Here is a 25,132-nt window from a genome sequence, read left to right on the forward strand (position 1 = left end):
TCGTGGCTTACGAGGCTTTTGAAAGTATTGGTGGTTTTTAAATCAGGAAATGAGCGGATCTGATATACTTTCTTCTCCATTTTCCGATCTTCCGGCAAAGGTGCTTTCCAGTCCATCGGCTTTGACAGTGAAATCGTACCATCCTTGTGAAGATTCAAAATTCAATTCTTTGAGGATTGATTTTCCTGTCGCCAATGAGAATGAATAGTTTCCTTCTCGATAATTATTTTCTACGATTTGAATGGCAGAAGGCCCCAATTGACTGGTCAATAGTAAGTTCACAGATCTACTGATGGATCCACCCATTTGAATGGGTTGCATGTCAATTTCCAAAATGGATGAAGACGAGGATCCTTTGAACTCTCTGTAAAAGCCATTAGGTCCATAGACCCTGAGATGGAATTTTCCGTCTTCAAAATCAGTCAAAGGCCAAACATATTCCAGTTGGTCCCCAGCTTTCACTGCAAACTGCCAAACTCGTGCTTCTTCCCAATTATTGGAATCCATGCTTTTGAATTTTCCAGGCGCATACACTTGAAATGGGGCGCCCCAGGAATTCTCTCCAAAGAGTTCCTGAGAGGCTTCAAAACTGATTTGAAAAGATTTTTTATCAGCGCTGAGTTTTCCGTTGACCCGAAGATCATAATTCAGAGGATTGGAGGGTCTACTTCCTTTTTCCTGACCAGGGAGACTTCCTTCTTTTTGTAATCGAGCTGTATCCCAATTATTAGCTTCAGAAGCTGGAATAGCCATAAAATTATCTGGCAATGACTTGAATTGTGCTTTATGAATTTGAGTCATCAACTCATTTCGATCCAGGGGCTTTAACTTTTCCAGTGGTTCCCCATGATAGGGTCTAAAAGCAGAAATCAAATCCCCGGAAACCATACGTCTCCACCCAGAAATGTTAGGCTCCTCAACCTTTTTACCTGACTTTTTGCTTAGGAACTTTTCCAGAAACTGGATGGTGGAGGTAATGTCTGATACCTGAGAATTAACATATCCACCTCGAGACCATGGAGAAGCTACGATTAGGGGTACTCTATATCCTAAGCCAACCGGGCTGGTTCTGCAATCTTCCTCCTTAAAACCCGCTGTTTTTTCCTCTTCTTTATAGACATATTCTCCCTCGGTGTTTACACCATTTGAAATAATGCCTTCTTCTAGATTCTTTGGATCTGGAACTACAAAAGGAGGCTGATGATCAAAATAGCCGTCATTTTCGTCATAATTCAGTATAAAAATGGTTTTTTTCCAGACTTCAGGATCCTGGGTCAAGATATCCATGACTTCAGATACATACCAGGCACCATACCATGGAGCACTAGGGTGATCAGAGAATTTTTGAGGGGCGACCAGCCAGGTAACAGCAGGCAAATTTCCCTCTTTCACATCTTTTCTGAATTGATAGAGAATGTCCCCTTTAGGAACCGAAATGGTTCGTTCTTCTCCATTTTCTGAATAATCGATCCGTTCGATTTTTTGAAAATCCTCATCCCCTGTGTTTCTGGCAAATGCCTTGCGATGAATACTTTTTTCAAATTCAGAGAGCTTTTCAAAATTGTCTGGATGGTATTTGACCAAGTGTTCCTTTACCATTTTTAGCTCCTCCCGCTTTTTCTCAATTTCTTCCAAATAACCTTCTCCAGCACCTTCGGGCATTCCGTTCTTTTCGAAATTGTTCAATTCCTGTTCAATGATGGGCTGTTGCTTCTCCAGAAACTCATAATATCCAGAGCTAAAAAACACATGGTATTGAGAAAACCATTCCAGGTTATTGTCAGTGAAATTTGCCAATAAGGAGGAATCCTCTACCAAGGAAGGAATGCTGATTTCATTTTGATACACTTTCCAGGAGATTCCCAGTTGTTCTAGTCTTTCCGGGAAAGTTGTCCAATTAACTTCCTTACTGTAGGTTGCTTCTCCATTTCTAACCTTGGCTTTATCCCCTTTTTCTCCATGGGTTTTTCCGGTCCAGAAATAACTTCTATTCGTAGTGGTCCCAGTTAACGCTGCACAAAAATGCTGGTCAAAAACGGTAAAGGCATCCGCCAATGCATAGTAGAATGGGATGTCCTCTCTGGTGTAATAGCCCATAGTCAAGGGGATTTCTTTAAATTCTTCCCTTCCTGGTCTTTTGGCTTCAATCCAACCATTGTATTTTCCTTGGTTCCTAGCATCTACTTGGTCCTCCCAAGAATGTGGAATGTCACGCATCCAAGTAGCTTTAGTAGCCTGAATGTCTAAACGGAAAGGAGGGAAGTGGGTGCCTTGATTATCCGCTTGCATCCAAACTGGAAGTTTTCCGGGAATGGAAATGGCTCTTGGGTCATTGTAGCCTCTTACCCCTCGAAGTGTTCCAAAGCAATGGTCAAATGATCGATTCTCCTGCATCAGCATGACCACATGCTCAGCATCTTCAAAAGTAGTACCTGGGTCAGGACTGATAGCCAATGCTTTTTCTATAGAACTTGGTAATACTTGCCAAAGTCCCGCGGCTCCGCTTAATAGTGCCGTCTTTTTGAGAAATTCTCTCCTTGATTCTTTCATGGTGGAAAATTACTTGGGTGCCTGATTTAAGGCGGAAAATAAATGGTTAATAAATGGTTAGCTTTTCATGATCAAAAGTGAAAAATCAAAAGAGTTCTTTTTAGCTAATGAAGAAACGGGAAGATAGTATGAAATCCCTTGAGATACAGGCTTGCCCTTAAATTCTTACATATTTGGTGAGTAAACCTTTTGAATTTAATCATTGGATATGCGATCTTAGTGGGCATTAACCCAAGAAATCCGAGAACTTCCAGTGAATAGCCACTGGCTTTTCCGAATCTCTTGATCCAATTTTTTAAGGATTTTAAAATAATTTTTGAAACTGAATCGAGTTAGTATTGGAAAGTGAATTTGTGATTAAAAGGAGAGCTAGAAGTGTGAGGGAACTGTAGGAAGCGGGTAGTGAATCCTTTTGAAATTATTCGGAATTTAACAATAGGTGATCTATAGAAAATCAATAATTGAATGAGAGTAAAAGAAGAAGTTTTTGAAAAAGCAGAGGGCTTAATGGCCGAATTAGGTTTTACCATTGTAAAAGAGGACAGAGAAAGACCTTGGGGTGGATTTTTAGTAATTGACGAATCTCAAGCAGCACAATTTGCCAAAGAATTTTTTCCAGAGGAGAATTTTGAAGCCTTGAAGATTTCAGAAAAACTGAGTCCAAAAATATTGTTGGTAGCTCCTGAAAAAAGGTTGAGCTGGCAATATCATTTCCGAAGAGCTGAAATTTGGAGATGTATTGAAGGGGAAGTAGCTGTCGCGACGAGTTTGACGGATGAAGAAAGCGAAATCAAGAATTTATCAAAAGGAGATAAAATCAAGCTTCAACAAGGAGAACGTCATCGCCTGATTGGCTTGAAGGATTGGGGAGTTGTGGCTGAAATCTGGCAACATACAGATGCCGAAAACCCATCAGATGAAGAGGATATCGTCCGCCTTCAGGATGATTTTGGAAGATGATTTAAGGAGGTTGCTAACAAAATAATTTGCATTAAAAAAGTGCCTCAGACATTCTCTGAGGCACTTTTTTAATGTTAGTTTGATCTATTAGATGGACTCTCCATGTTGAGAAATATCCAGGCCTACTTCCTCGTATTCCTCGCGAACGCGAAGTGTGACAAATTTATTGAGGACAAAGAAGATCAAATAGCCCATTCCGAAGGAGAAAATACATACTCCGATTAAAACTACCATGTGAGAAGCAAACACTCCGATTCCTCCATGGAGTAAGCTTGAACCTTCTTTACCAGCAAAAATGGCGGTGAGAATCATTCCCATAATTCCTCCGATCCCATGGCAAGCAAAAACGTCCAAAGTGTCATCAATTTTCTTTAAGAATTTGGCATTCATTGCAAGGTTTGAAACGATCGCCCCCACTGCTCCAAAGAAGAAGCTTTCCGGCACCGTGATGTAGCCTGCAGCAGGCGTGATGACAACCAACCCTACCACAGCACCGATACATGCTTGAAGGGCCGATATCTTTCTTCCTTGTATTCTGTCAAATAAAACCCAGGTCATCATCGCAGTTGCGGAACTGATGGTCGTCGTAGCAAATGCAATGGCTGCAGTTCCATTTGCTCCGAACGAAGAACCTGCATTGAAACCAAACCATCCAAACCAAAGCATTCCGGTACCAAGCAATACATAGGTGATGTTAGAAGGCTCATGATGGGGTTTGTTTCTTTTACCTAAGAACAAGGCTCCGGCCAGGGAGGCCATCCCTGCACTGATATGTACGACAGTTCCTCCGGCAAAATCCAACACTCCGAAATAGGAACCGATGAGTCCATTCGGATGCCAAACCATATGGCATAGGGGCGCATATACGAAAAGACAGAAAATACCAATGAAGAATAGGTAGCCTATAAACCTTACTCGTTCTGCAAAAGACCCTGTGATGATTGCTGGAGTAATCACTGCAAACTTCATCTGAAACAACGCAAAGAGGATAAATGGAATGGTGCTCCCCAGCGCTTTATGAGGCAATTCAGCCACTTGATCAAAGAATAAATATTGGAAAGGATTCCCAATGATTCCATAGGTGTCACCTCCAATGGTAATGCCGATTGGATCCCCAAATGCAAGGCTAAATCCCACGACCACCCAAAGCATGGTTACAACACCAAGTGAAATAAAACTTTGTAGCATGGTAGAAATCAGGTTTTTCTTACCTACCATTCCCCCATAAAATAAAGAGAGACCTGGGGTCATCAAAAGTACCAGACAGGAGGCCGTCAAAAGCCAGGCGATGTCTGCAAATACTAAATCTTCTGCGGTTCCAAAATTTTCTAATACCGGGCTGGCATGCTTCCAAAATAAGCCCAGTACCGGTGCTGCAATTGTAATCAAGAAGGCAAGTTTCCACTTGAACTTCATACCTGTTTTATTCATGGCCCAAAAATAATGGTTTTAATTTTTTATTCTGAATAAATTGATGAATGCAGAATTAAAAACCATTATTTATCGATTCAGGACTATAAAGTAATGAAAAGTAATGTTTTGTAATGTGTTTATAATTAAAGGGTTATCATAGATTTTAGCCCCAGATGCCTTAGAGTGATTTTTTTAAGGACTGAGATGAAATTCTTTTTACAGGTTTTAGTAAATGCTTTCATAGGTAAAAACGCATTTATTGAACCAGTAATTTTGAAGTCAGTAACTCCAAATTGGATGAAATTTTTAGAATGTAGATTCCTTTTTTTATTCCTTTCCCAAATTCAAGTTGTTGTTGGTTTTGACCAGCTTTTGTTTCAATGAGGTGGCGTTCTACCAGGTTTCCAGAATCAAGTTGATAAATTCCCAATTCCATTTGACCTCCAAATTGAGATTCAAAGAGGATGCTTGTCTGCTCTTGAAAAGGATTGGGGTATACTTTTATTTCCCTGCTCTTTGAAAGGGCAACTTCTTTTTCATTGGAAAACCGAATGTTACTTAGGTTTATCTCAATGTCTTTTTGGTTTTCTCCGGTAAAAGATAAAATAACCAGGTCATTTAGATTTACTTTCTCTTTTAAATCCGTGGAACTAAAGCGATCCAATGGAATGCTATAAGCCTTAGATTCTTGTTGCAAATCAAAGGTATAGCTATAATGAGCATTGAAGTTTTGGATGGAGGATTTGACCAATCGAATCGTCATTTTTCCAGTCCCTGAAGCATTGAAATTCAAGTAGGAATAATTGCTTAAATCTGCAGGGATCGCGCCCCCTTTAATGGTTTTATACACGGTGGCATAGTCGGAACCGGAGGAAGCAAATGTCACATTTCTGAATATGGGGTATTCTCCATTTTTATGACCCTTATTGGGTTCATTCTGAATTTGGTATTGGAGGAGCTGTCCTCCTTGAGGAAGATAATGTGCCCAGATACCATCACTCTGATAGAGATAATCAGTTTTACTGGTTTCATCTAAAAGATCGACGGCTACCTCTGCATAATCCTGAATGTCCAAAGTTAAGCTAGTGGATCCTAGTGGGTTTAAGGAAACCTCTAGTGTACTGATTTCCGGAGTATCGGCGTTTTCATTAGGCTTTGAGGTAAGCTGAAGGATAGCGGAATTTTGTATTGATCGGTTCCAAATAGTGAGATGAACTTTGCTAGGATCGAAGAGATCTCTTTCTGTTTTACTTACAAATAGGGTTGGATTGGTTTTGGAAACGGTCTGGCTTAGTTTTCCAAAAGAGGTCAACTGAGCAAGTACGTTTTCAATCATAGATTGAAGGAGTTTTCCATCGGCACTCCAAAACTGAAAATTATAAAAGCTTTCTTCATTCTCGTATTCTTCTAAAAGCCAAGCAGATTGTAAATGGAGTTCATCGGAATTAGCATTCATTCCAACCGAAAAGGAAATCGCATATTCATTTAATCCAGACACAGGTTTCAATAAGCTTCGGATGAAGTTGAATTTACCCACCTGCACACTGTCGATAGAAAGGATCTCGGCACCTTTGAGTCTATCGCAAACGTATTTGGAATGCTCGTAGACGTTGGAAGAGGTTTTGGTGGCAAAGAAAGTTGCTAGGTTGTTTCCTTCGGTTAAATAGTCTACTGAGATTACTTCTTCAGCATTTGTCATTCCCAATAATTCTGTGGGACTGGTGATATATCCCTTAAAATCTGATCCCAAAACCTGCTCATCTGGTATAAAAGCAGAGAGCTGCATTCCATTTATTTTGGCTTTTTTGAAATTTTGAAGATCTTCTTTTTTTCGGTAATCCAAAGGGGCGTTTCCATTTGAAAATCGCTCAAAAACTTGATTGACAACTGCCGTTCCCAAGCTCTTACTTTCCAATCCGCCGTCACTTCCTGAGCTAACACGTAAGTTTTCCTGATTGATCAAGGAACCTTCTGTGGAGGAGCCAGAGGTTAAAGGGTAAGTACAAACGCAAAGTGGCAATCCGTCTTGAGAATCCGTAAATTCAATCGTGATCAAACCAGCCGTTGGAAGGTTATTGTGATAGAATGTGTATTGAACTTCATTTCCTGAAGGGATCCCTGGTGGGTTGAATGGACTTCCTGTGGTATTGTTTCCAAATGCCCAGTTCAAAGCTTGTACACCTTCTGTGGAAGTAACCCATGTTTTTGAAATTACTGGTGGGTATAAAATTGGCTCTCCCCAACCAAAGGTGAAATTCCCTTGGTTAAACTTCGAAAGTGCACTTAAGTAATAAATGCTTGCAGGGCTGATATTCGAGGCAAACTCAGTGACTTGCTGCCCATTCCCATTATTTCTTTTATAGACCTGAGGGCATCTCTTATTATCCACTTCCTGACTCATAGCATAATGACTTAAACAGACTAATATTGTCCAGAAAGTAATGAAGCGAATGTAGGAAAGAATAATTTTCATCATGACATTGTATGTTGATCTGTTTGTATATGCCAATTCAGAAGCCAAATTATAAGTAACTGAAAATCAACACTTAATAAATTTTAATTTTCCGTATTTAGGAATACTTGATTCGATATTCCATATTTTGGAAAACTAAACCTCAGATTTTTTGAATGTGAAGTACTTTTGAAGCAGGTAGTTGAGGGTTAGCACGATGATAGTGGAGAAGATTTTGGCGAGGGTTGGCTCCATATTTACAAACAGAATCAATCCCTTTAAAATCAGGTAATCGCTCCCTAAACCTTGTCCCACGACCAAGATGTATTTCAGGAGTTGTTTGCCTGTTTTTCTGGTTCCCATGGCTGTACTTCTGAAAGCAAAATTTTTACTGAGCCAAAAACCGGTTGGAATGGTCACAAGGAATGCTATTAATAAAGCAACGGTATAAGACGCCACTGTATATCCAGCTAGGGTCCAGCCTTCTTTTGGAAGAATAAATTCGTATAGGATGGCAAACAAGAAGATGTTTAATGCAGTGTTGATTGCACCTACAGCTAGATAGGCATAGATGTCAAAGGCCAACCATTTTCTGAAGATGGGGTAAAAAAGCTGCAAAAAGCCTTCAATTCCTCGGTTTAGTTGTAAGATCATGATTAATTGGCGACAAGTTGATGGATATGACTTAAATACCATTGAGCTAATTCACTCATTGGGAGACCTTTGGCAGCTTTGTAGTTCTGATCCTCGATCTTTTTTCTTTCTTCAGGGTTTTCTACCAAATAGGATACTGCATTGGCTAAACTTTCTGCATTGTCTGTTTCAAAATAAGCTCCACCATAACCTTCTTCTTCTACCACTCGCTCCAGGTCATCTATTTTGGGTAGTATGCAAGCTCTTCCATAGCTTCCCGCCTGATGCAAAATTCCCGAACTCCCGGTAGTAGTGGTATAAGGAAATATCACGAATGAACTATCCCAGAAGATTTGGGATACTTTTTCCTCAGGGATATATCCAGTATACTCCACATTTGGTAAGTGAGCATATTTGCTTTTTAAGCCATCGATGTATCCTTTCACATTTGGGTTATCGGTACCGGCCACGGTGGAGGTGAATTTCAAGTGAGGGTATTTTTGTTGCAAAATTTCCATGGCATCAATCATGACCTCTGCTTTCTTGTAGGTGCCAAATTTTCCAAATGCCATTAAGTTGATTTCCTTGGAGTCTTCAGGAACATAATTCCGCTCAGGAAGCTCAAAATTCCCATGGGGAAGCAGAATCACGTTTTTCGCTTTGTATTTGTCTTTTAGGATGGTGACATACTGGGAGATGGTCACTCCCACCAAATCCGATTTCAGGATGAATTTCGTCAATTGCTCGCCGATCCATAGAAAAAGCTTTCCTTTCAATTTGCTATTTGCCATGCCAATCGTCTCCAAGTTCACCGTTTCGGTGATGTTATGAAGAATGGTCACGGAAGGGATGCCAAGCAATTTGCACATCCAAGGAGTCAAGAGACCCAAAGCAGCTGGGATTTTTCCAGCTCCAAACGTCATGAACTGGAGATTTAAAATCACAGCATCTGGCTGAAGTTCTTTGAGTTTTTTGCGAAGGTTCAAAACCGTAAACCAACTGTCGAAATTCCAGCAAGGAATGATTTCCAGACCTTCGGTTGCATAACGTGAATAGTCAGCGTTATCTTCTAGGTTATTGGTAAGGATGTAGATTTTCTCAATACCATTTTTGCCCAAAAAGCTTCTGGTTAAATGATAACCGTACTCGTTTAAAGTCACTTGACTTGGAGGGTAAGGGGTAATAAATGCTAATTTCATGATTGTATTTTTTAAATTTTTTAGTCTATAAATCGGATGGCATCCAGTCTCCAGTTGTCTCCTTGAAATAATAGGCTCAAGGCAATTTTGAAGGTTTGAGTCTCTGTCGAGCCATCAGGGAATGTTAAGTTGAATTCGGCACTTTGGTCCAGAATATTGCATGAGAGTCCGTCTCTAGACCAGGTTTGTATCTGAATGGAATGGCTGATATCTTTTCGTTGGATGGAGCCAGAAATTCCTTCTTGGTAGTTTTTCGCAAGATGTAGGTAGAATCGCTCCGTAAATCGTTCCTTGCTAGGTTTTGGGTTGGGGTACTGATAAAGCTGATTTAAATGTGCCCAGATCGCAGCATAGTCCTGTTTCAATTTTTCCAATTGCTCCTCTGTAGGAACTTGAGTAGAAATCACCTCTAGCTCTATGATTGGGTTGGAGTTGGCTGCTAGAGAATCGTACCTAAGAAAATAAGGAATGTCATCATTCTTTTCCTGTAACCTGGCCATAGAGGCAAGGAGGGTTCCCACGATGATCAAAAAGCCCAAGAATATCCATCTAGTCATGATTAATCGAGCGTTAAGGTTTGAGAAATGATATGGGCAATTCTTGCAGTGATACTGCTATTTCCGGTTTCCGAAACCGGAAGAGTAAATTGACTATAAGCATCCTGCACTACTGATTCTATTAGTTTCTTTTCTCCTGCTTTTTCCAAGGAGAAAATGACGAGCGTTCCATTGGAAACAGTGTTTTCAAATTGATCCAGTAGAGGGCCAGCCTTGATTGTTACCGTTTGGTTAATTGGATCTGAGAAATAGGTCAAAGGAATAGTTTTAACTGTTCCTGGGTCCACATAAAAACTGGATACAGCTGTGCTGGTAATTCCTTTAAATGTGCCTGTTTTCGGAGCTAATTCCAGGTAGTTTTCTTGGAAATACTTGCCTTCCTCCAGTTCTGTCAAATTCCCAGACCCGTCAAAAGCATACAAAATTTGCTGTTGAATCATTGATGAATCCGTGTTGACAGTCTTGGGACTTCTCAAATCCTCTAATTGAAATTTAGAAGCCGGGTTTTTAAGATAAATAGGAAAATTAAACTGCTGGGCTGCTGCCTGAAGTGTGACAAAAGCCGGACCTTCAATTACACCTTCTTTTGAAGTAAGATGAACAGTCAATTGGCTGTTTTGCTGAGTCAATTCAGGGTAGATTACTTGAACAGGTGTTTGAACCCAAGCAGTCCAATTTTCTCCCTTAACCTCAAAAGTCAAACTATCTTGGTTGACCACATAGATAGCGCGTGAGTTTAAAACTATAGGTTGGCTCACAGGTTCTTGTTGACAAGCGAAAAGAACCATAACCAAGAAGAGGATATAAGATGTTCTTCTCATTGTAAGTAGATTTCTTGGGACAAAAAGCAATGCGGCAAGAAGCTGATGCTTTCTTTGGATGTAGGTTGGTTTTCAAGCAATTGACGGTCTTGACCATTTATTTTTAACTGAATTGGGATCTGGTTTAAGACGTTTGATTTACTTGCAATTTTTTGGAAAGGAATCTCAAAAGAAGCTTCCAGCCCACTTCGGATAGATTTTGGATAAGTCCAAAGATCCACTTGTACAATTCTACCTAGAGAATCCTTTTCCGAAATCAAAACTCCTGGAATAGTGATTTCCCCGGTAAATGGATTTTTCATGGAAGCTTCAAAAAGTGTGTTTTGAGAGCCATCACTTAAGACCCTGTAGGTAAGTTCTCCTCCCCGGATATAGCCACGCTCACTGATGTCAGTTTCCAATTCCAATGAAATGGATTTGATTTTTGCATCTCCTGATAGCGCTTGTAAACCCAAAGGGATCTCAAACCAAGTGGAAGCTTTTGGAGCCAAGTTGTAATGGATTTTCCGTTGTGGGAAAAAGCTGGCTATGCTGTCATTTTCAAAGGTGAGTATGGCTTTCAATGCGAGCGTAACCGGAATGTTGTCCGCATTGATCAATTCTCCAGTGAGGTTCAATTCTTCGCCCACCTGAACCAGGTTTGCTTGATAAAAACCTGCAAATGGTTTTTTGATCCGATCGTCTTTGACAGTTGGAAAACTGCTGACCACGCGTTTCCCCATTTTTTTAAAGAGGGTATAGGTATAGGTGATCACCTGCTCTTCCGGAATTTCCAGTTCAAACTGTGGGGGAAGGATGAACCATTTGTTTTCAATCTTTTCCAGGTTCATTTCTTCCTCCTTTTCTCTTGGACCCAATGAAGTTCTCCACGTGCTATGAATCCTCATTTTTGCCGAATTCTCCTCCAGCTTCAAAGTGTCGATCTCCAAATGATCCAGTTTGGCAAAAGAAGGTAGAAGACCTCCGTCACTTACTGATTTTTCAAGTAGATATTGGTCTAAACTATAGGCGGGTCCAGGTTTGAAAAACTGGAATGCGTCCTCAAATCGCTGGAAATCCAAATGGTTAAAATGAGAGTATATGGTGGTTGCTGGGTCTTTTTGCTCATCGATTAACAGCAATTCGTAGATCTGATAGATCAAAAAGCTGCTGAAGAGGATAAATGGAATCCAGGCAGAAGTATGAATAATCGTTTTGGGATAGATGGAAACTTCTTCCTCTGCGATCAATTCATTTTGGGTTTTTTTGAAGTAGAACAAATAGACCAAAGTTAATCCCATTGCCACGATTAGGGTGCTGACAGGTAGTATTCCCCATAGTTTTTTCAGCATTGGATTTAACTCCGTTGGTTTGATGGGTTGGATGGTGGAAATATTTCCCTTTTCCCAAACCATGATTCCGTTTTCCAATCGGATGGTGCGATTCCATCCTGAATAAAAAAGCAGCGGATCATAGTAGCGATCATTGCTGAACACATATTTGAGTTGGTATTTTTCCGCCAGGGTAAGGAAATCATTCAAGGAAGCCATTCCATCTTCCATCAGGTATTTGGCATTTTCCAATCGCTCTACAGCCCGGGAAGTCATTTCAGGAAGTCTTCTTGCAGAGTGGTAATTGCCATCGATTGTCGCAGCCAGGGTATTGGATGAAAGCCAGGCCATTTGGTCACCAAAACCTAGAGTCAGGTATCTCCAACGCATGTGGTCATCCCGGTTCAAGAAGTTGATGATAGGCTCGATTTCAACTGCTTTAGGTTGCAAAGGGCGGAAACTTGCCAAGTGGAAGATATAAATGATAAAGAGTAAGTAAGAAAATCCACTCAATCCAGAAATCAGGAAATGGGAAGTTTCTCCATATTTTCCAGTCCAATAATTTTTGATGGATCCTCCGATGAAGGAAACCAAAAAATGGCTGATGTAAGGAATCGCAATGATGGATGCCCAGAAACCGAATCGATCCAAGGTCAGGATATTGAAGGCATTTTCTCCTAAAAGCATTTTCGGCAAAGGAGTGGTGCCGCCGCTACCCAATAGCAAACAGGCAAAGAAGGAAACTGCCCAGCCCAAATGTCTTTTCTTTTTGGTGATCAAGAAAGAAATCGCAGGTAAAAGCGCGAAGATCAATAACAAAGGAATGATGTAAAATACCAATCCGGAGCTAGTTTCTTCTAGAAAATTGTCTCTTGATCCATGAGGTATAGAGACCTGTGTAATTGGGTCTGTGCGGCTCCAATACCAGTAAGGGAAGATTAAGGCAATGGCCAAGAAAATGGTGGAGAATCCAAAAAAGAGGATCTCTTTCTTTTTCTTCCAAGCAAGAACCAAAAGCTCTGGAATGAATTTTCCGAATAGACTTTTTTTGCCCAATTCAGGATTGCCATCTACCAACGCCATCAGCATTGCTGGAGCGATGAAAAAAACCATTCCGAAGATGGCAGTCACATGGTGAGAGCTTACAGTTACCGCAATAAATGCAAGTGCCATGATCAAATACCTCCAGTCTGAAGTTTTGAGGTATTGGTACAGGAAAGGAAGTGCATTCAACAAAAAGGCAAGACCGGTGAGGGTAGGCACTTGCCCGTACACGTGAAGAGTTTCTACCAAAGAGCTCAACACCACCGCCAAGATTGCCGCTACTCCCGCGGTCTGTTTGGAGTAAAACATCTTGGTAAATCTATATACCCCAAGAATCAACGCTTCGAAGATGGTGATGGCATAGATGGCGAAAGCGATTTTTAGCGGAAAGATTTTACTGATCAGCGCAATCAACTGATGTACCAAAGGTGGATAGCTGATGGTCAGAAAACCAGTGTACCAACGGTATTCCCAAGGCTCAAACCAGAATCTGGAATAATGATCCGCAAAAAACATATGTACATACGCATCATAAGTTTGCGGCAAAGTGAAATACACAATGATACCATGAGTCAGGAGCCCTAAGGATAAGGCTACCAAAAGAAGCCTTTTCCCTAGAAATTCACTCCAAAGCATGTGATCTTGATTTTTCACTTTTTAAATCGGTTTGATTAGATGTATAAAACTCCTTTGACTTCTTTCACCTTGGCTACGTATTCTTTGATCTGCTGCTCATTTTCTTTCTTGCAGATCAGAAGTGCTTCCGGCGTATTCACAATGATCAGGTCTTCCAAACCTCCAATCACCATTAGTTTTTGTTCGTTGGAATGTACCAAGCAACCTTTACTGTCTACCAGAATGGTGCTTTTGCTATTACTGGCGTTCATTTCTTCGTCTTTTTGGAAATTGTCGTAGGCGCTGTTCCAAGTGCCCAAGTCATTCCAAGTGAAGTCAGATGGAATCAAAAACACATTGTTGGCTTTTTCCATGATCGCATAATCAATGGAAGTGGAAGGGCATTTTTCGTAAATTTCAAGGATTGCATCAGCTTCTTTTGGGGTGTTCAGATCAGCATTTTTCTCTTGAAATAAATCGTACATAAATTGGAAATGCTCCCAAAAAGCACCCACGATATCCTCTGCTTTCCAGATGAAGATTCCAGAGTTCCACAAGTAATTGCCTTCAGAAAGAAATTCCTTAGCAGTAGCTAAATCTGGTTTTTCTGTAAATCTGTTGACTTTGAAAACTCCGGATTCGCTCTTTTCTTGATCAAATTGAATATAGCCATAGCCAGTGTTGGGATGATTAGGTTTGATGCCTAGCGTCACAAATGCAAAATGATTGGCCGTGTAATCCAACGCTTTTTTGCAGGTTTCGGTAAACAGCTCCAAATCACCGATCAAGTGGTCACTAGGAGCCACGATCATATTGGCATTGGGATTCATTTTCTTCAGCTTGAAGGAAATGTAAGCCACACAGGCAGCTGTGTTTTTTCTTTCAGGTTCCGCTACGATGTTCTCTTCTGGCAACTGAGGAAGTTGCGCTTTTACGATTTCAACATACTCGGCTGAAGTAACCACAAAAATGTTTTCTTCAGGGATGAACGTAGAAAAGCGGTCATAGGTGGATTGGATCAAGGTTCTCCCTGTGTTTAGAATGTCCAAAAACTGCTTCGGATAGCTGGTTTTACTCATTGGCCAGAATCTGCTTCCGACTCCTCCTGCCATGATGGCTACGTAGTTATTTTGATTTTTCATGGGTTGTGTGATTTATTAATTGGATGATAAAGCAACTTTCAACTGTTTGTTAGTCAGGATGCTCTTTGGTTTTCTTTTGACTTGGTAGTGATAATAGAGACCTAGTAATTGTAATGGTATTTTGATGGTGTCTTTCAGTTTCAATCTGGAATCTCCAATCTCAGACCACTGAAGTAGGGGGTATTCCAATACTCCTTTTTGAAGGGTGGTTTTTCCGAACTTTTGCTGAAGTCTCAAAAAGATCTCTACATCGAAAAGCCAAGGAGTTTCAAACTGGTTTTTGAATAAAAAGGGTACCAGGTTTCGTTGGAAGATTTTAGCTCCACACTGAGTGTCTTGGAAGTTTGCCCGTAGGATGGATTTGATGATTTTTTTGATCATGTTACTTACAAATGATCTGCTGTCATCCCGATTGATATCTGCACCCAATCGCTGGATTCTACTTCCCACAATGGCGCCATACTTTGGATGAGCCTCTTTGTATTTAGCCATTTGTAACCATTCATCAGGATGTGTGGCTAGATCAGCATCTAGAAAACCGATCAACTTGGAGTCATAATTTTTGTGAACAAACAACATCCCCTGTCTCACTGCTTCAGATTTACCAGCGTTTTGGGGCATGTCAAAAACCACAATATTACTGGGACTATCGGTCTGGATTCCTCTAAGTACTGCCAGCGTTCTGTCTTTACTTCCATCATTCACCAAGCAGAGTAAAACCTCTGGATGCTTTTGGGCAAAGGTTTTGAACTCCTGATAGGCAAACCTTTTTTCTTCATTGTAGCAAGGAACTACAATTGCATATTGGTGCTGAATCTCTGGTTCATAATTCAATGCACTTTGGAGCATTTCGGTGATCTCATTTTTTTGTATTTGATTCTGTGAAGTCTTCATCCTTGTTGTTTTTCGGTGTGCCAACAATTATTCAAACCTTAAACCAAAATATTAAAATACTGATAATCAATAGTTTGATTAGTTCTATAAAGTTTGTTTTTCCAGAAAATGGAATAAATTCCAAAAATTGTATTCTTTCTAAACCTTTTTGTAACTTATAGGACTATTGAAATGCTATGAGCCAGTTTAAAATATTTATCGTAGAGGATGATCCCTGGTATGGACAGATTCTGGAGTATCACCTAGGCTTGAACCCAGATTATGAGGTACATCTTTTTTCCACCGCAAAGGCTTGTTTATTGAAGCTTCAGGAAAAGCCTGATTTGATTACGGTCGATTTTTCGTTGCCCGATATGCCCGGAGATAAACTGTTTCAAAAAATCAAAGAGTTTAACCCTACGATTCCAGTTGTGGTGATTAGTTCTCAAGAAGATATCAGTGTGGCGGTAGGCTTGTTAAAAGCTGGGGTGAGCGATTATTTGGTAAAAGATGATGCAACAAAAGATTTGCTTTGGAACAGTGTCATCAAGATCAGGGAAAATCAATCCTTAAAGAAAGAGGTAGAGACTTTAAAAGAGGAGTTGGGTCAGAGGTATACTTTTGAAAAGACCATTTTGGGAAATAGTCCTGTGTTGAAGGGTGTTTTTACTCTGATTGAAAAAGCAGTTAAGACCAATATTAATGTTTCAATTACAGGAGAAACAGGAACCGGAAAAGAAGTGGTGGCCAAAGCCATTCATTATAATAGTGATCGGAAAAAGAAAAGCTTTGTGGCAGTCAATATGGCTGCAATTCCAAAAGACCTGATAGAAAGTGAACTATTTGGATATGAAAAGGGGGCCTTTACGGGAGCAGTAAGCCGGAAAACCGGAAAGTTTGAAGAGGCAATAGGGGGAACCATCTTTTTGGATGAAATCGCAGAGATGGATTTGAACCTCCAATCGAAATTGCTTCGAGTACTTCAGGAGCGAGAGCTTACTAGAGTGGGAGGGAATGAGGCAGTAAAATTGGATGTTAGAGTAATCACGGCTACGCATAAAAATTTATCCGAAGAAGTCAGAAAGGGGAATTTTCGGGAAGATCTATTTTTTAGAGTGATGGGCTTGCCGATTGAGCTTCCTCCGTTACGGGACAGAGGGTCTGATGTACTGATTTTGGCGAAGCATTTCATCGATGATTTTGTTAAAACCAATAAATTATCCTCACTTTCTTTAGCAGCTGATGCCAAGGATAAGCTTTTGAAATATCCTTTTCCAGGCAATATCCGGGAACTAAAAGCGGTGATTGAGTTGGCAGCGGTCATGGCTGAGGGGCAAGAAATCAAAGCCAAGGACATCAGCTTCTTTTCTCTTCAAGAGGAAAATATGTTCTTGATGGAGAATAAGACTTTGAGGCAGCATACCTGCGATATCATCAATCATTACCTGAAAAAGCATCAGGGGGATGTCATAGAAACAGCCAAAGCATTGGATATTGGAAAAAGCACCATTTATAAAATGATCCAGGAGGGAGAGGTTAATCCCGAATGATTCCAGAATCTGGAAAAAAATTCCAAAAAACGGAAAATTAAAATACTTTTTAGTTTAAAACAGGTTCATATGAACTCCTGGTAAGGCTTCATGAATTGGCTTGGTTTTTCTACAGTATGTGCCTATAAAATTGTTAAACTATGTATGGGTTAGTAAATAAGTCGATTCAGGAGCTCATCACCACCAATTATGGACAGGAGAAATGGGAACTGATCAAGCTAAAAAGCGGGATAAATATTGATTATTTTATCAGTACAGAACCTTATGATGATGCTGTTACCTACCAATTGGCGACAGCTGCTGCTGAGGAATTGAATATTACAGTAGAGGAAGTATTGTTTGCTTTTGGAGAATGGTGGATTCTCAAGACCGGAAGTGAAAAATACGGAGGATTAATGAAAGCTGGAGGGGCTAATCTCAAGGAATTTTTGATTAATCTTCCGCTTTTCCATGATCGAATTATGTTGATTTACCCCAAATTGACTCCTCCAGAATTTAAGGTGGAAGATATTGAAGCAAACTCATTGGTCTTACATTATTTTTCCAAAAGAGAAGGGTTAGTAGGTTTTGTCAAGGGATTGCTGTCAGGGTTAGGTAAATTATTTGAAACTAAAGTTGACATTGTTCATATATTAGGTAAATACAATGGTCATCCCCATGAAGCTTTTAAAATTGCTTGGTGAGTAACAATGAATTCCATATCGAAATCAAAAAAAGTCATTTAGACAGGACTTTTCCCTTTCATTTTGCGCTGTCAAAAGATGGTGAAATCTTATTTATAGGTCCCGGTCTATGGAAAATGCTGGGTGATGTAAGAGGGCAAAGGGCAATTGATTTATTTCTAATAAACAGACCTAAGGATACTGATTTTGATGTGGAATATTTGTCTCAAAGTTCCTCTAAAACATTTTTATTGAAGCTGAAAAATGGAAAGGAAACGCTTTTCCGGGGACAATTCGAATTTTTCGAAGAAAAAGAGCTACTTCTGTTTTTGGGTTCACCTTGGTTTAGTTCTATTGAGGAATTGGTTGCCAATGATTTATCTATCTCAGATTTTGCTCCTTTAGATCCTTTAGTAGACCTGCTACATTTAATAAAAAATCAGGAATTGGTTACTGCTGATCTCAAGGAACTGATCGGGACCATTTCCCTTCAAAAAGAAAGGCTAGAAAATCTCTCTTACGTGGCAAGTGCCAATTTGGATGGGATCATTTTTACCAATGAAGAGGGAATTATTACCTATGTCAATGAAGGATATCTTCATCAGACTGGATTTGAGAGGGAGAAAGTGATTGGTAAAACACCGATTGAATTAGGAAAAGGGGAGGAAACCCAAAAAGAAGAATTGAAAAGAATGCTGGAGTCCTTTTTTAAAAAGGAACCCTTTAAAGTTGAATTAAAGCACTATAGAAAAGATGGCACTTGGTTTTGGGCCAGGGTGAATGGTCAAGTGATTTTAGATAAAAAAGGAGACTTTTTACATTACTTCACATTGGTAGAGGATGTGACAGAAGAAAAGATATCCAAGAATAGAATACAGGAATTTGAGCAAACATTCCGTCAAGTATTGGAATTTTCTGGTGACAATGTCTGGGAACACGACTTCAAGACCAGAAAAACCAGCTTTTCGAATAAGGCAAAAAATTTCCTAGGTCTCAAATTTGATCCATCCACCAATTTGGAAGATGTTTGGTATGGTCATGTGTATGAACCTGATCTTCATTTATTAAATGAAAATGACAAAAATTATAGGCTGGGAAAAATCTCTTCCCATCAGTTGGAATACCGAATGCTTCATGAAGATGGGAGCATTAAATGGGTAAAAGACAGAGGGATCGTCATCGAGAAAGATTCAAATGGACTTCCTTTAAAAATCATAGGTACCCATTCCGATATCACCGAACAAAAAGCCGCGGAGAAAGAACTGATCAACCTGAATAAAAAGCTGGGAAGTGTCTTGAACGAACTTCGAGATGTGATTTGGTCCGTCAGTTATCCAGAATTTAAGGGAATCTTCTTTACCCCTTCCGCTGAGGATCTGTTTGAACTGGATATGGATACCTTGATGAAAGACACCTCTTGGTGGGAAAAATCGATCCATCCAGAGGATCTACATATTTTAGATGAAATTCTTGAGGAAATAAAAGAAAATCAGGAATACACGAAAGAATATAGAATTATTACCCCTTCCCAAAAAGTAAAATGGGTTCAGAATAAAGGGAAATTGATAGTAGAGGAGGGAATACCCGTTCGAATGAATGGGATTTTGGTGGATATCACGGAGCGTAAAAAAACTGAAGCGCTCCTAGAAAATCAGGAAAAGCTCAAAAATATTCTCATTGATATTTCTTCTACCTACATCAATATTGACTTGGATGAGGTAGACTCTAATATAGATGCATCCTTACAAAGAATAGGAGAGTTTGTCGATGCGGATCGAGCCTATATTTTCTCCTATAACCTTTCTGCGTTTACCTGCTCCTGTACGCATGAATGGTGTGCGGAAGGAGTTTCCAAAGAAATTGACAATACCCAGGATGTTCCTTTGGAATATGTGCCACAATGGTATGAAGTTCATTCTCAAGGGAAGCCTTTTTCTGTAGAGGATGTTTCCTTGCTGAAGAGCAAAGGCATGGATGGGCTCTATGAAATCTTAGAGCCTCAAGGCATCAAAAGCCTGATCGCCATTCCTATGATGTTTAAGGATGATCTCCTGGGGTTTGTAGGATTTGATTCAGTCAAAAAACAACATACTTACTCCAATAAAGAAATTGAGTTATTGTTTGTTTTTGCTCAAATGCTGGTCAATGTACAGAAGAGAAAGCAATCTGAATTGAGATTGTTTCAGCAAGAGGAGAAATTTAGAAATATCATTTCCAACATGAATCTTGGTTTGTTGGAGGTGGATCTGGAGGACCATGTCCTACATGCCAACCAGACATTTTGTAATATGGCTGGTTGGGATTTGGAGGATTTGATTGGGAGAAAAGCCATTGACTTGTTACTGAATGAATCAGATAAGAAGCGTTTATTGGCAAAGTCTGAAAGTAGGAAAACAGGGCTTTCCGACTCGTATGAACTGAAATATCGAAAGCCTAATGGAGAATATCGATGGTGGTTTATCAGTGGTGCTCCAAATTATAATGATAAAAATGAATTGATAGGGTCTATCGGAATCCACCTGGATATCACTGATCAAAAAAGATTAGAGGAAGAATTGATCCGACAGCGGGAGGAAGCAGAAAAATCCAAACGAGCCAAGGAAATCTTCTTTGCCAATATGAGCCATGAGATCAGAACCCCGATGAATGCTATTGTGGGAATGGGTGAGCAATTGGCTAAAACCAATCTCAATGACCAACAGGAAAAATACATCAAAGCGATTCAGAATTCTGCCAGCCATCTGATGGTTATTATCAAAGATATTCTGGATTTATCAAAATTGGAGGCTGGTAAAATGACCATAGAGTCCATAGGGTTTAGGCCAAAAAATATTATGGAACACGTCTTTGGGATGATGAATTCCAAAGCGGAAAGTAAGGGATTAGAGTTTTCAGTTTTAAACTATGATCCAAAGATCCAAGAGGTATTAATAGGAGATCCAATAAGAGTGAATCAAATCTTATTAAATCTCCTCTCTAACGCCATCAAGTTTACAGATATGGGGAAAGTTATCCTTCAATGCCATCTTCTTTCAGAAACCAAGGAAGAGCAAGAACTGAAATTTACGGTGATTGATACTGGTATTGGCATGGAAGAGTCATTTGTGAAAAGTAATTTTGAGAAATACGTGCAAGAAGATACCACCATTACTAGAAAATATGGGGGTACAGGCCTGGGACTAAGTATTACCAAAGAACTGGTTCAATTAATGGATGGTGCGATGCAGATCGAATCACAAAAAGGGGTTGGGTCCATCATCTCTGTTGTCTTAAAATTCAAAAAAGGAGAAGAGCGGGACCTACCTAAAGATCAACCTATTTCCATAGAGCCTTCACTTCTCAAAGGAAAAAGAATTCTAGTTGTCGATGACAATGAATTCAATCGGCTGGTGGCATCCACGATTTTGGAGCAGAATGAAATGGAAATTTTTACCGCCAACAATGGAGAAGAGGCCATTGATGCGGTGAAGTCTAATTCCTTTGATTTGATTTTGATGGATGTCCAAATGCCTGTCATGGACGGGATTATGGCTACACACATGATAAGAAATGAATTGAAGTTAGCCATTCCTATTATCGCCTTGACGGCTTTTGCGATGAAAGGAGATCGTGAAAAATACCTTTCACATGGAATGAATGATTTTCTGGCCAAGCCATTTCAGGAAAAACAATTATTACATCTCATTTCCCAGCAGTTTCAAGGGATGCCTATTGCTGTAAAAGCGTTGGAGAAAGATCATAAGGAACCCTTAGAGCGCTATTCACTGACAGAACTGGAGGCTATTTCCAAGGGAAATGTTGAGTTTATGGCAAAGATGATCCTTTTATTTCAGACCAATGTGATGAACTCCATGAATGAGGCTGTTCAGGCATTTGAAAGATCCGATTTCGAAGAAGTAAAGAAGTTGATTCATAAAATAAAGCCTTCCATAAAAATGTTGAGAATTCATGAAGTGGCAGATGAACTGAGTGAAATTGAAACTCAGGTTTTGGAGCAACAGAATTCTGAAAGAATGAATTATTTGATGAAGCATTTAAAAGAAGTCCTTGATTGGGTTTCCATGGATTTGGGAGAAAGGAAAGGTATAAAGCCAAATTAAGGGTTTCCAAAATATGGAATTAAATTCCGATAACTGGAATTGGGATTTTAAAAAAGTGCCTTAGAGTCATTCTAAGGCACTTTTTTGTTTTGGTCTCAAATTGGAATAAGGGGTAGGAAAAAAGAAAAGATGAAAAATATTAAAATCTTACCTGCCTTTATTGTTGATGACGATCCCTTTTGGACTGAAGTCTTAAAACAGATTCTTCAGAAGATCGGATTTACCAAAATCCACACCTTTGAAGATGGACAAAGCTGTCTAAAAAATATCCATCTCAACCCAGCATTGGTTTTTTTAGACTACCAAATGGAAAACTCCAATGGATTGGATATCCTTCAGGAAGTGAAAGGGTACTACCCTGGCATCGAAGTGATCTTTTGTACAGCATTGGAAAACCTGGAAGTGGCGATTGCAGCCATGGAATTTGGTTCCGTAGAATATCTACTCAAAACTACAGTCACTGAGGAACTGGTGACGGATCTGGTTTCCAATTTTCAATCTTCTCAAGTAGCCTAATCCCATCATCATGCCCTTTACGTTTTCACATCCAGCTGCAATTCTTCCTTTTTCAAATACTTCCAACCGCCTTTCTCAAACAGGATTGGTCATTGGGAGTATCGTGCCTGATTTGGAGTTTTACCTTCAGCTAAAATTAAATGAAAATATTGGGCATACACTGAAAGGTATTTTGCTTTTTGACCTACCGGTAGCGTTTATGATGGCATTGATCTTTCATTGCCTGATTAAAATCCCATTAGTTAAAGCTTCACCCGTGTGGATTCAATCCAGAACCATCCAATACCTGGGATTGAATTGGCTGAGCTCACTGAAAACAAACTGGATAGGAATTTTATGCTCTATGCTTCTGGGAATCCTTACCCATTTGATTTTGGATGGAATGACTCATTACGATGGATGGATGGTGGAGCTATTTCCCGTATTTCAAGAAACATTAGGGGACGGACTGTTAGAGATTCCGATGTACGATTTCTTGCAGTATGCCTTCAGCTTCCTTGGGCTGGTTTGGGTTCTTTATTCCCTAACCCAGTTAAAGGTCTTGATTGTACTAGACTTTGAAAGCTCCAAGAAACGTAGATTTTGGAAGATGACCTTCATGGGGTTTGGTTTGGCAGTCCTATTCCGAATGTTATTCTATCCTGATTTTATCTCCTTTTGGGATGTATTTATGATGGGAGTAGGGGCTTTTATTTATGGAGTCATCTTCGCGTCAATAGGCTACCTACTGGCAGGAAATAGAAGCTTAAACCGTGATCGCAAGCTCCACGAATTTGTCAATTCCAGAAGTGTTGATCCAGGGTTCAAAAGCAGATCCCTTTTGATAAAGCAAAATCAATTTTTTGGATTGTTCGGCCAGCGTATAATGAATGTGAATTACCTCGTTAACGAAACCCAGGTCATTATCAGTCAACCCTCGGATATCCAAATAGACGAGATCAGCCTCATTCGAAAGTATTTCGGGCAATTTACCTCTCAGGGATTCGGTAGCACTGCCTTTAGCCTCGCCGATCACTTCCACTTTCAAGGCGGGTTTTTCGTTTCCAGTTATCGAAAAGTTGCTGATCTGTATTTCCATGTTTGCAAGAGTTTGAAGAAATATATCAATACTCCTCTTAAACTTATAGGCTTTTTGGGATTAATTTTTATTCCGATTGCCGCAAATGGACAGGAAAAGCCTTTTGATCCAGCCCTTAGAGAACAGTTTATCCAGAAAGCAAGTGAACTGAGAGCGGCAGAAAAATATGGGGAGGCGATTAGTCAATTGGATAGCATCCTGCTTCACCATCCAGCCGATGCACAGATTTTGTTATTCAAAGGAGATCTTTGTTTGCAGAATCAGGATTTTTCCCAAGCGGTAGAGGTATTCCATCAATTGATTCCATTGGACTATGAATCCACCATTGTCAAAATCAATCTTTCTTACGCCTTGTTCATGAGCAAAAAGCCTTCCAAAGCTTTGGAAGCAGCATTTACCGCTTGGAGTCAAGATTCCAAAAACAAAAGTGCCACGGTCAATTACTTCAATGCACTTCTTTGGAATATCAAAACCAAGGAAGCTGAAGCTTTCCTTTCTGAGAATACGGAATTGGTAGATCCGGACCAATCCTTGGTGATGAAAGCCAGATTGTATACCACGGCAGGAAATTATTCCAATGGGCTAGCCTATTACGATTCTTTGGTCCAGCAATTCCCGAAAGCTCCTTACATCCAAGAATATGCAGAGGTTTTGATCGGTAAGAAACAATGGAAGAAAGCAGATCATATTCTTAAGAAATACGAACCTGAACTTTCCTCTTCTCAACTCCAGAAATTGAATGGATTGATCAGTGATCGATCTGTCCAAACAGTGGGAGTCACCCTTGGGTTTTTTGCTGATGTTGCTAAAAACACAAGAACTGAGCAAGCTGCTTTTTGGCAAAATCCAAGGAATGCCCCGGTACAAATCGGATTCCGGGCTGGGGCAAGTCAGGTCAAAGCTCTAGAAGGACAGGTTACCAACTCCAGTTTTTTAGCGGGTGGCGCTAATATAGTATGGAGTCAAGCTTGGCAGAGTAGTGGGGAATTGATGGTTCAGCAAGTGAAACCAGGTACTGGAGATTCTTTTATAGGAATTACCGGGAAATTCGAAACCAAGTTCCAGCCCAATGATCGACGGATGGTTGGGATCACCTATGGGTCCGACTTGTTGAACTTCACTGCAGATCTCTTAGGCAAGAATATCAGAAGTCAAAATCTAGGGTATGTAACTCACCTGATGTTTGGTGGGAAAACCGGGTTTTATTCTCAGGGAAGTTATGGGATCCTCAATGATCAGAATTCCAGAATCCAGTTTTTTGGATCAATCTATCGACTGCTCAGAACAGAGCCTACCCTAAAAACGGGGGTGAACTTTTCTGCCTTGAGCTATCGTGATTCTGAAACTACTTTGTATTTCGCTCCGAATCGATTTATGAGTGCAGAGGTATTTGTGGATTATAGCACACCCATGCCTTTGGTATCTAAAATGGCTTTCAAAATACAAGCTGCCGGAGGATTCCAACAAATCGAAAAACAACCATTAGCCCCTTCATTCAGGGCCCAAGCAGAATTGAATTACAGAGTCAATGGGTTTGATTTAGGGCTCAATGGGCAGTTTTCCAATGTGGCTGCTTCTTCTGGAACAGGATATAAATTTCAATACTTCACCTTCAAAGTATCTAAAAACTTTAAGTAGAGTCGGAGAGGTTGCTCTG

General features: G+C 40.0%; 16 protein-coding genes. 6 read left to right on the forward strand and 10 right to left on the reverse strand.

The features are described from left to right. Nucleotides 1–42 precede the first annotated feature (42 nt). Complete coding sequence (locus tag BUR11_RS01350; protein ID WP_074223047.1) at nt 43–2,550, reverse strand: phosphocholine-specific phospholipase C; 2,508 nt, start codon at nt 2,548–2,550, stop codon at nt 43–45. 465 nt (nt 2,551–3,015) lie between these two features. Here BUR11_RS01350 and BUR11_RS01355 point away from each other — a divergent pair, with 465 nt between their 5' ends. Beyond that, nucleotides 3,016–3,510, forward strand: a complete 495-nt coding sequence (locus BUR11_RS01355) for a cupin domain-containing protein (protein WP_074223048.1) — start codon at nt 3,016–3,018, stop codon at nt 3,508–3,510. Between the two features lie 87 nt (nt 3,511–3,597). Here the strand turns inward: BUR11_RS01355 and BUR11_RS01360 are convergent, their stop codons facing one another. From BUR11_RS01360 to BUR11_RS01400, 9 genes are all read right to left on the reverse strand, one after another. Then, nucleotides 3,598–4,926: an ammonium transporter gene (locus tag BUR11_RS01360; RefSeq protein ID WP_074225052.1), complete on the reverse strand. Its 1,329-nt coding sequence runs from the start codon at nt 4,924–4,926 to the stop codon at nt 3,598–3,600. Between the two features lie 253 nt (nt 4,927–5,179). Continuing rightward, nucleotides 5,180–7,399 (reverse strand): T9SS type A sorting domain-containing protein, encoded by a 2,220-nt coding sequence (locus BUR11_RS01365; RefSeq protein ID WP_084560832.1) that lies wholly within the window; start codon nt 7,397–7,399, stop codon nt 5,180–5,182. 132 nt (nt 7,400–7,531) lie between these two features. Continuing rightward, a complete protein-coding gene (locus BUR11_RS01370) occupies nt 7,532–8,029 on the reverse strand; it encodes a GtrA family protein (protein ID WP_074223050.1) in 498 nt (165 codons plus the stop codon). Nucleotides 8,030–8,031: 2 nt separating this feature from the next. Then, nucleotides 8,032–9,207 carry a glycosyltransferase gene (locus tag BUR11_RS01375; RefSeq protein ID WP_074223051.1) on the reverse strand — a complete coding sequence of 392 codons (1,176 nt, stop codon included), beginning with the start codon at nt 9,205–9,207 and terminating at the stop codon, nt 8,032–8,034. Between the two features lie 20 nt (nt 9,208–9,227). Then, entirely contained in the window at nt 9,228–9,764 is a 537-nt protein-coding gene (locus BUR11_RS01380) for a hypothetical protein (protein WP_074223052.1), read from the reverse strand. Nucleotides 9,765–9,766: 2 nt separating this feature from the next. Next, the gene (locus BUR11_RS01385; protein WP_074223053.1) at nt 9,767–10,585 is read right to left on the reverse strand and encodes a hypothetical protein; all 819 of its coding nucleotides are present in this window, start codon (nt 10,583–10,585) and stop codon (nt 9,767–9,769) included. Continuing rightward, nucleotides 10,582–13,593: a hypothetical protein gene (locus BUR11_RS01390; RefSeq protein WP_074223054.1), complete on the reverse strand. Its 3,012-nt coding sequence runs from the start codon at nt 13,591–13,593 to the stop codon at nt 10,582–10,584. Before BUR11_RS01390 ends, BUR11_RS01385 begins: the two co-directional genes overlap by 4 nt. Nucleotides 13,594–13,610: 17 nt before the next feature. Continuing rightward, a complete protein-coding gene (locus tag BUR11_RS01395) occupies nt 13,611–14,696 on the reverse strand; it encodes a mannose-1-phosphate guanylyltransferase (RefSeq protein WP_074223055.1) in 1,086 nt (361 codons plus the stop codon). Between the two features lie 15 nt (nt 14,697–14,711). Continuing rightward, nucleotides 14,712–15,590: a glycosyltransferase gene (locus BUR11_RS01400; protein ID WP_234982047.1), complete on the reverse strand. Its 879-nt coding sequence runs from the start codon at nt 15,588–15,590 to the stop codon at nt 14,712–14,714. A gap of 176 nt (nt 15,591–15,766) precedes the next feature. Between BUR11_RS01400 and BUR11_RS01405 the strand changes: the two genes are divergently transcribed. From BUR11_RS01405 to BUR11_RS01425, 5 genes are all read left to right on the forward strand, one after another. Next, complete coding sequence (locus BUR11_RS01405) at nt 15,767–17,119, forward strand: sigma-54-dependent transcriptional regulator (protein WP_074223056.1); 1,353 nt, start codon at nt 15,767–15,769, stop codon at nt 17,117–17,119. Nucleotides 17,120–17,259: 140 nt separating this feature from the next. Further along, entirely contained in the window at nt 17,260–17,802 is a 543-nt protein-coding gene (locus tag BUR11_RS01410) for a heme NO-binding domain-containing protein (RefSeq protein WP_074223057.1), read from the forward strand. Continuing rightward, nucleotides 17,799–21,881 carry a PAS domain S-box protein gene (locus BUR11_RS01415; RefSeq protein WP_159439195.1) on the forward strand — a complete coding sequence of 1,361 codons (4,083 nt, stop codon included), beginning with the start codon at nt 17,799–17,801 and terminating at the stop codon, nt 21,879–21,881. Before BUR11_RS01410 ends, BUR11_RS01415 begins: the two co-directional genes overlap by 4 nt. Nucleotides 21,882–22,010: 129 nt before the next feature. Further along, entirely contained in the window at nt 22,011–22,397 is a 387-nt protein-coding gene (locus tag BUR11_RS01420; protein WP_074225054.1) for a response regulator, read from the forward strand. A gap of 10 nt (nt 22,398–22,407) precedes the next feature. Next, nucleotides 22,408–25,113, forward strand: a complete 2,706-nt coding sequence (locus tag BUR11_RS01425) for a DUF4184 family protein (RefSeq protein ID WP_074223059.1) — start codon at nt 22,408–22,410, stop codon at nt 25,111–25,113. Nucleotides 25,114–25,132: the final 19 nt, after the last annotated feature.

Source organism: Algoriphagus halophilus (genome assembly GCF_900129785.1).
Classification (GTDB): Bacteria; Bacteroidota; Bacteroidia; order Cytophagales; family Cyclobacteriaceae; genus Algoriphagus; species Algoriphagus halophilus.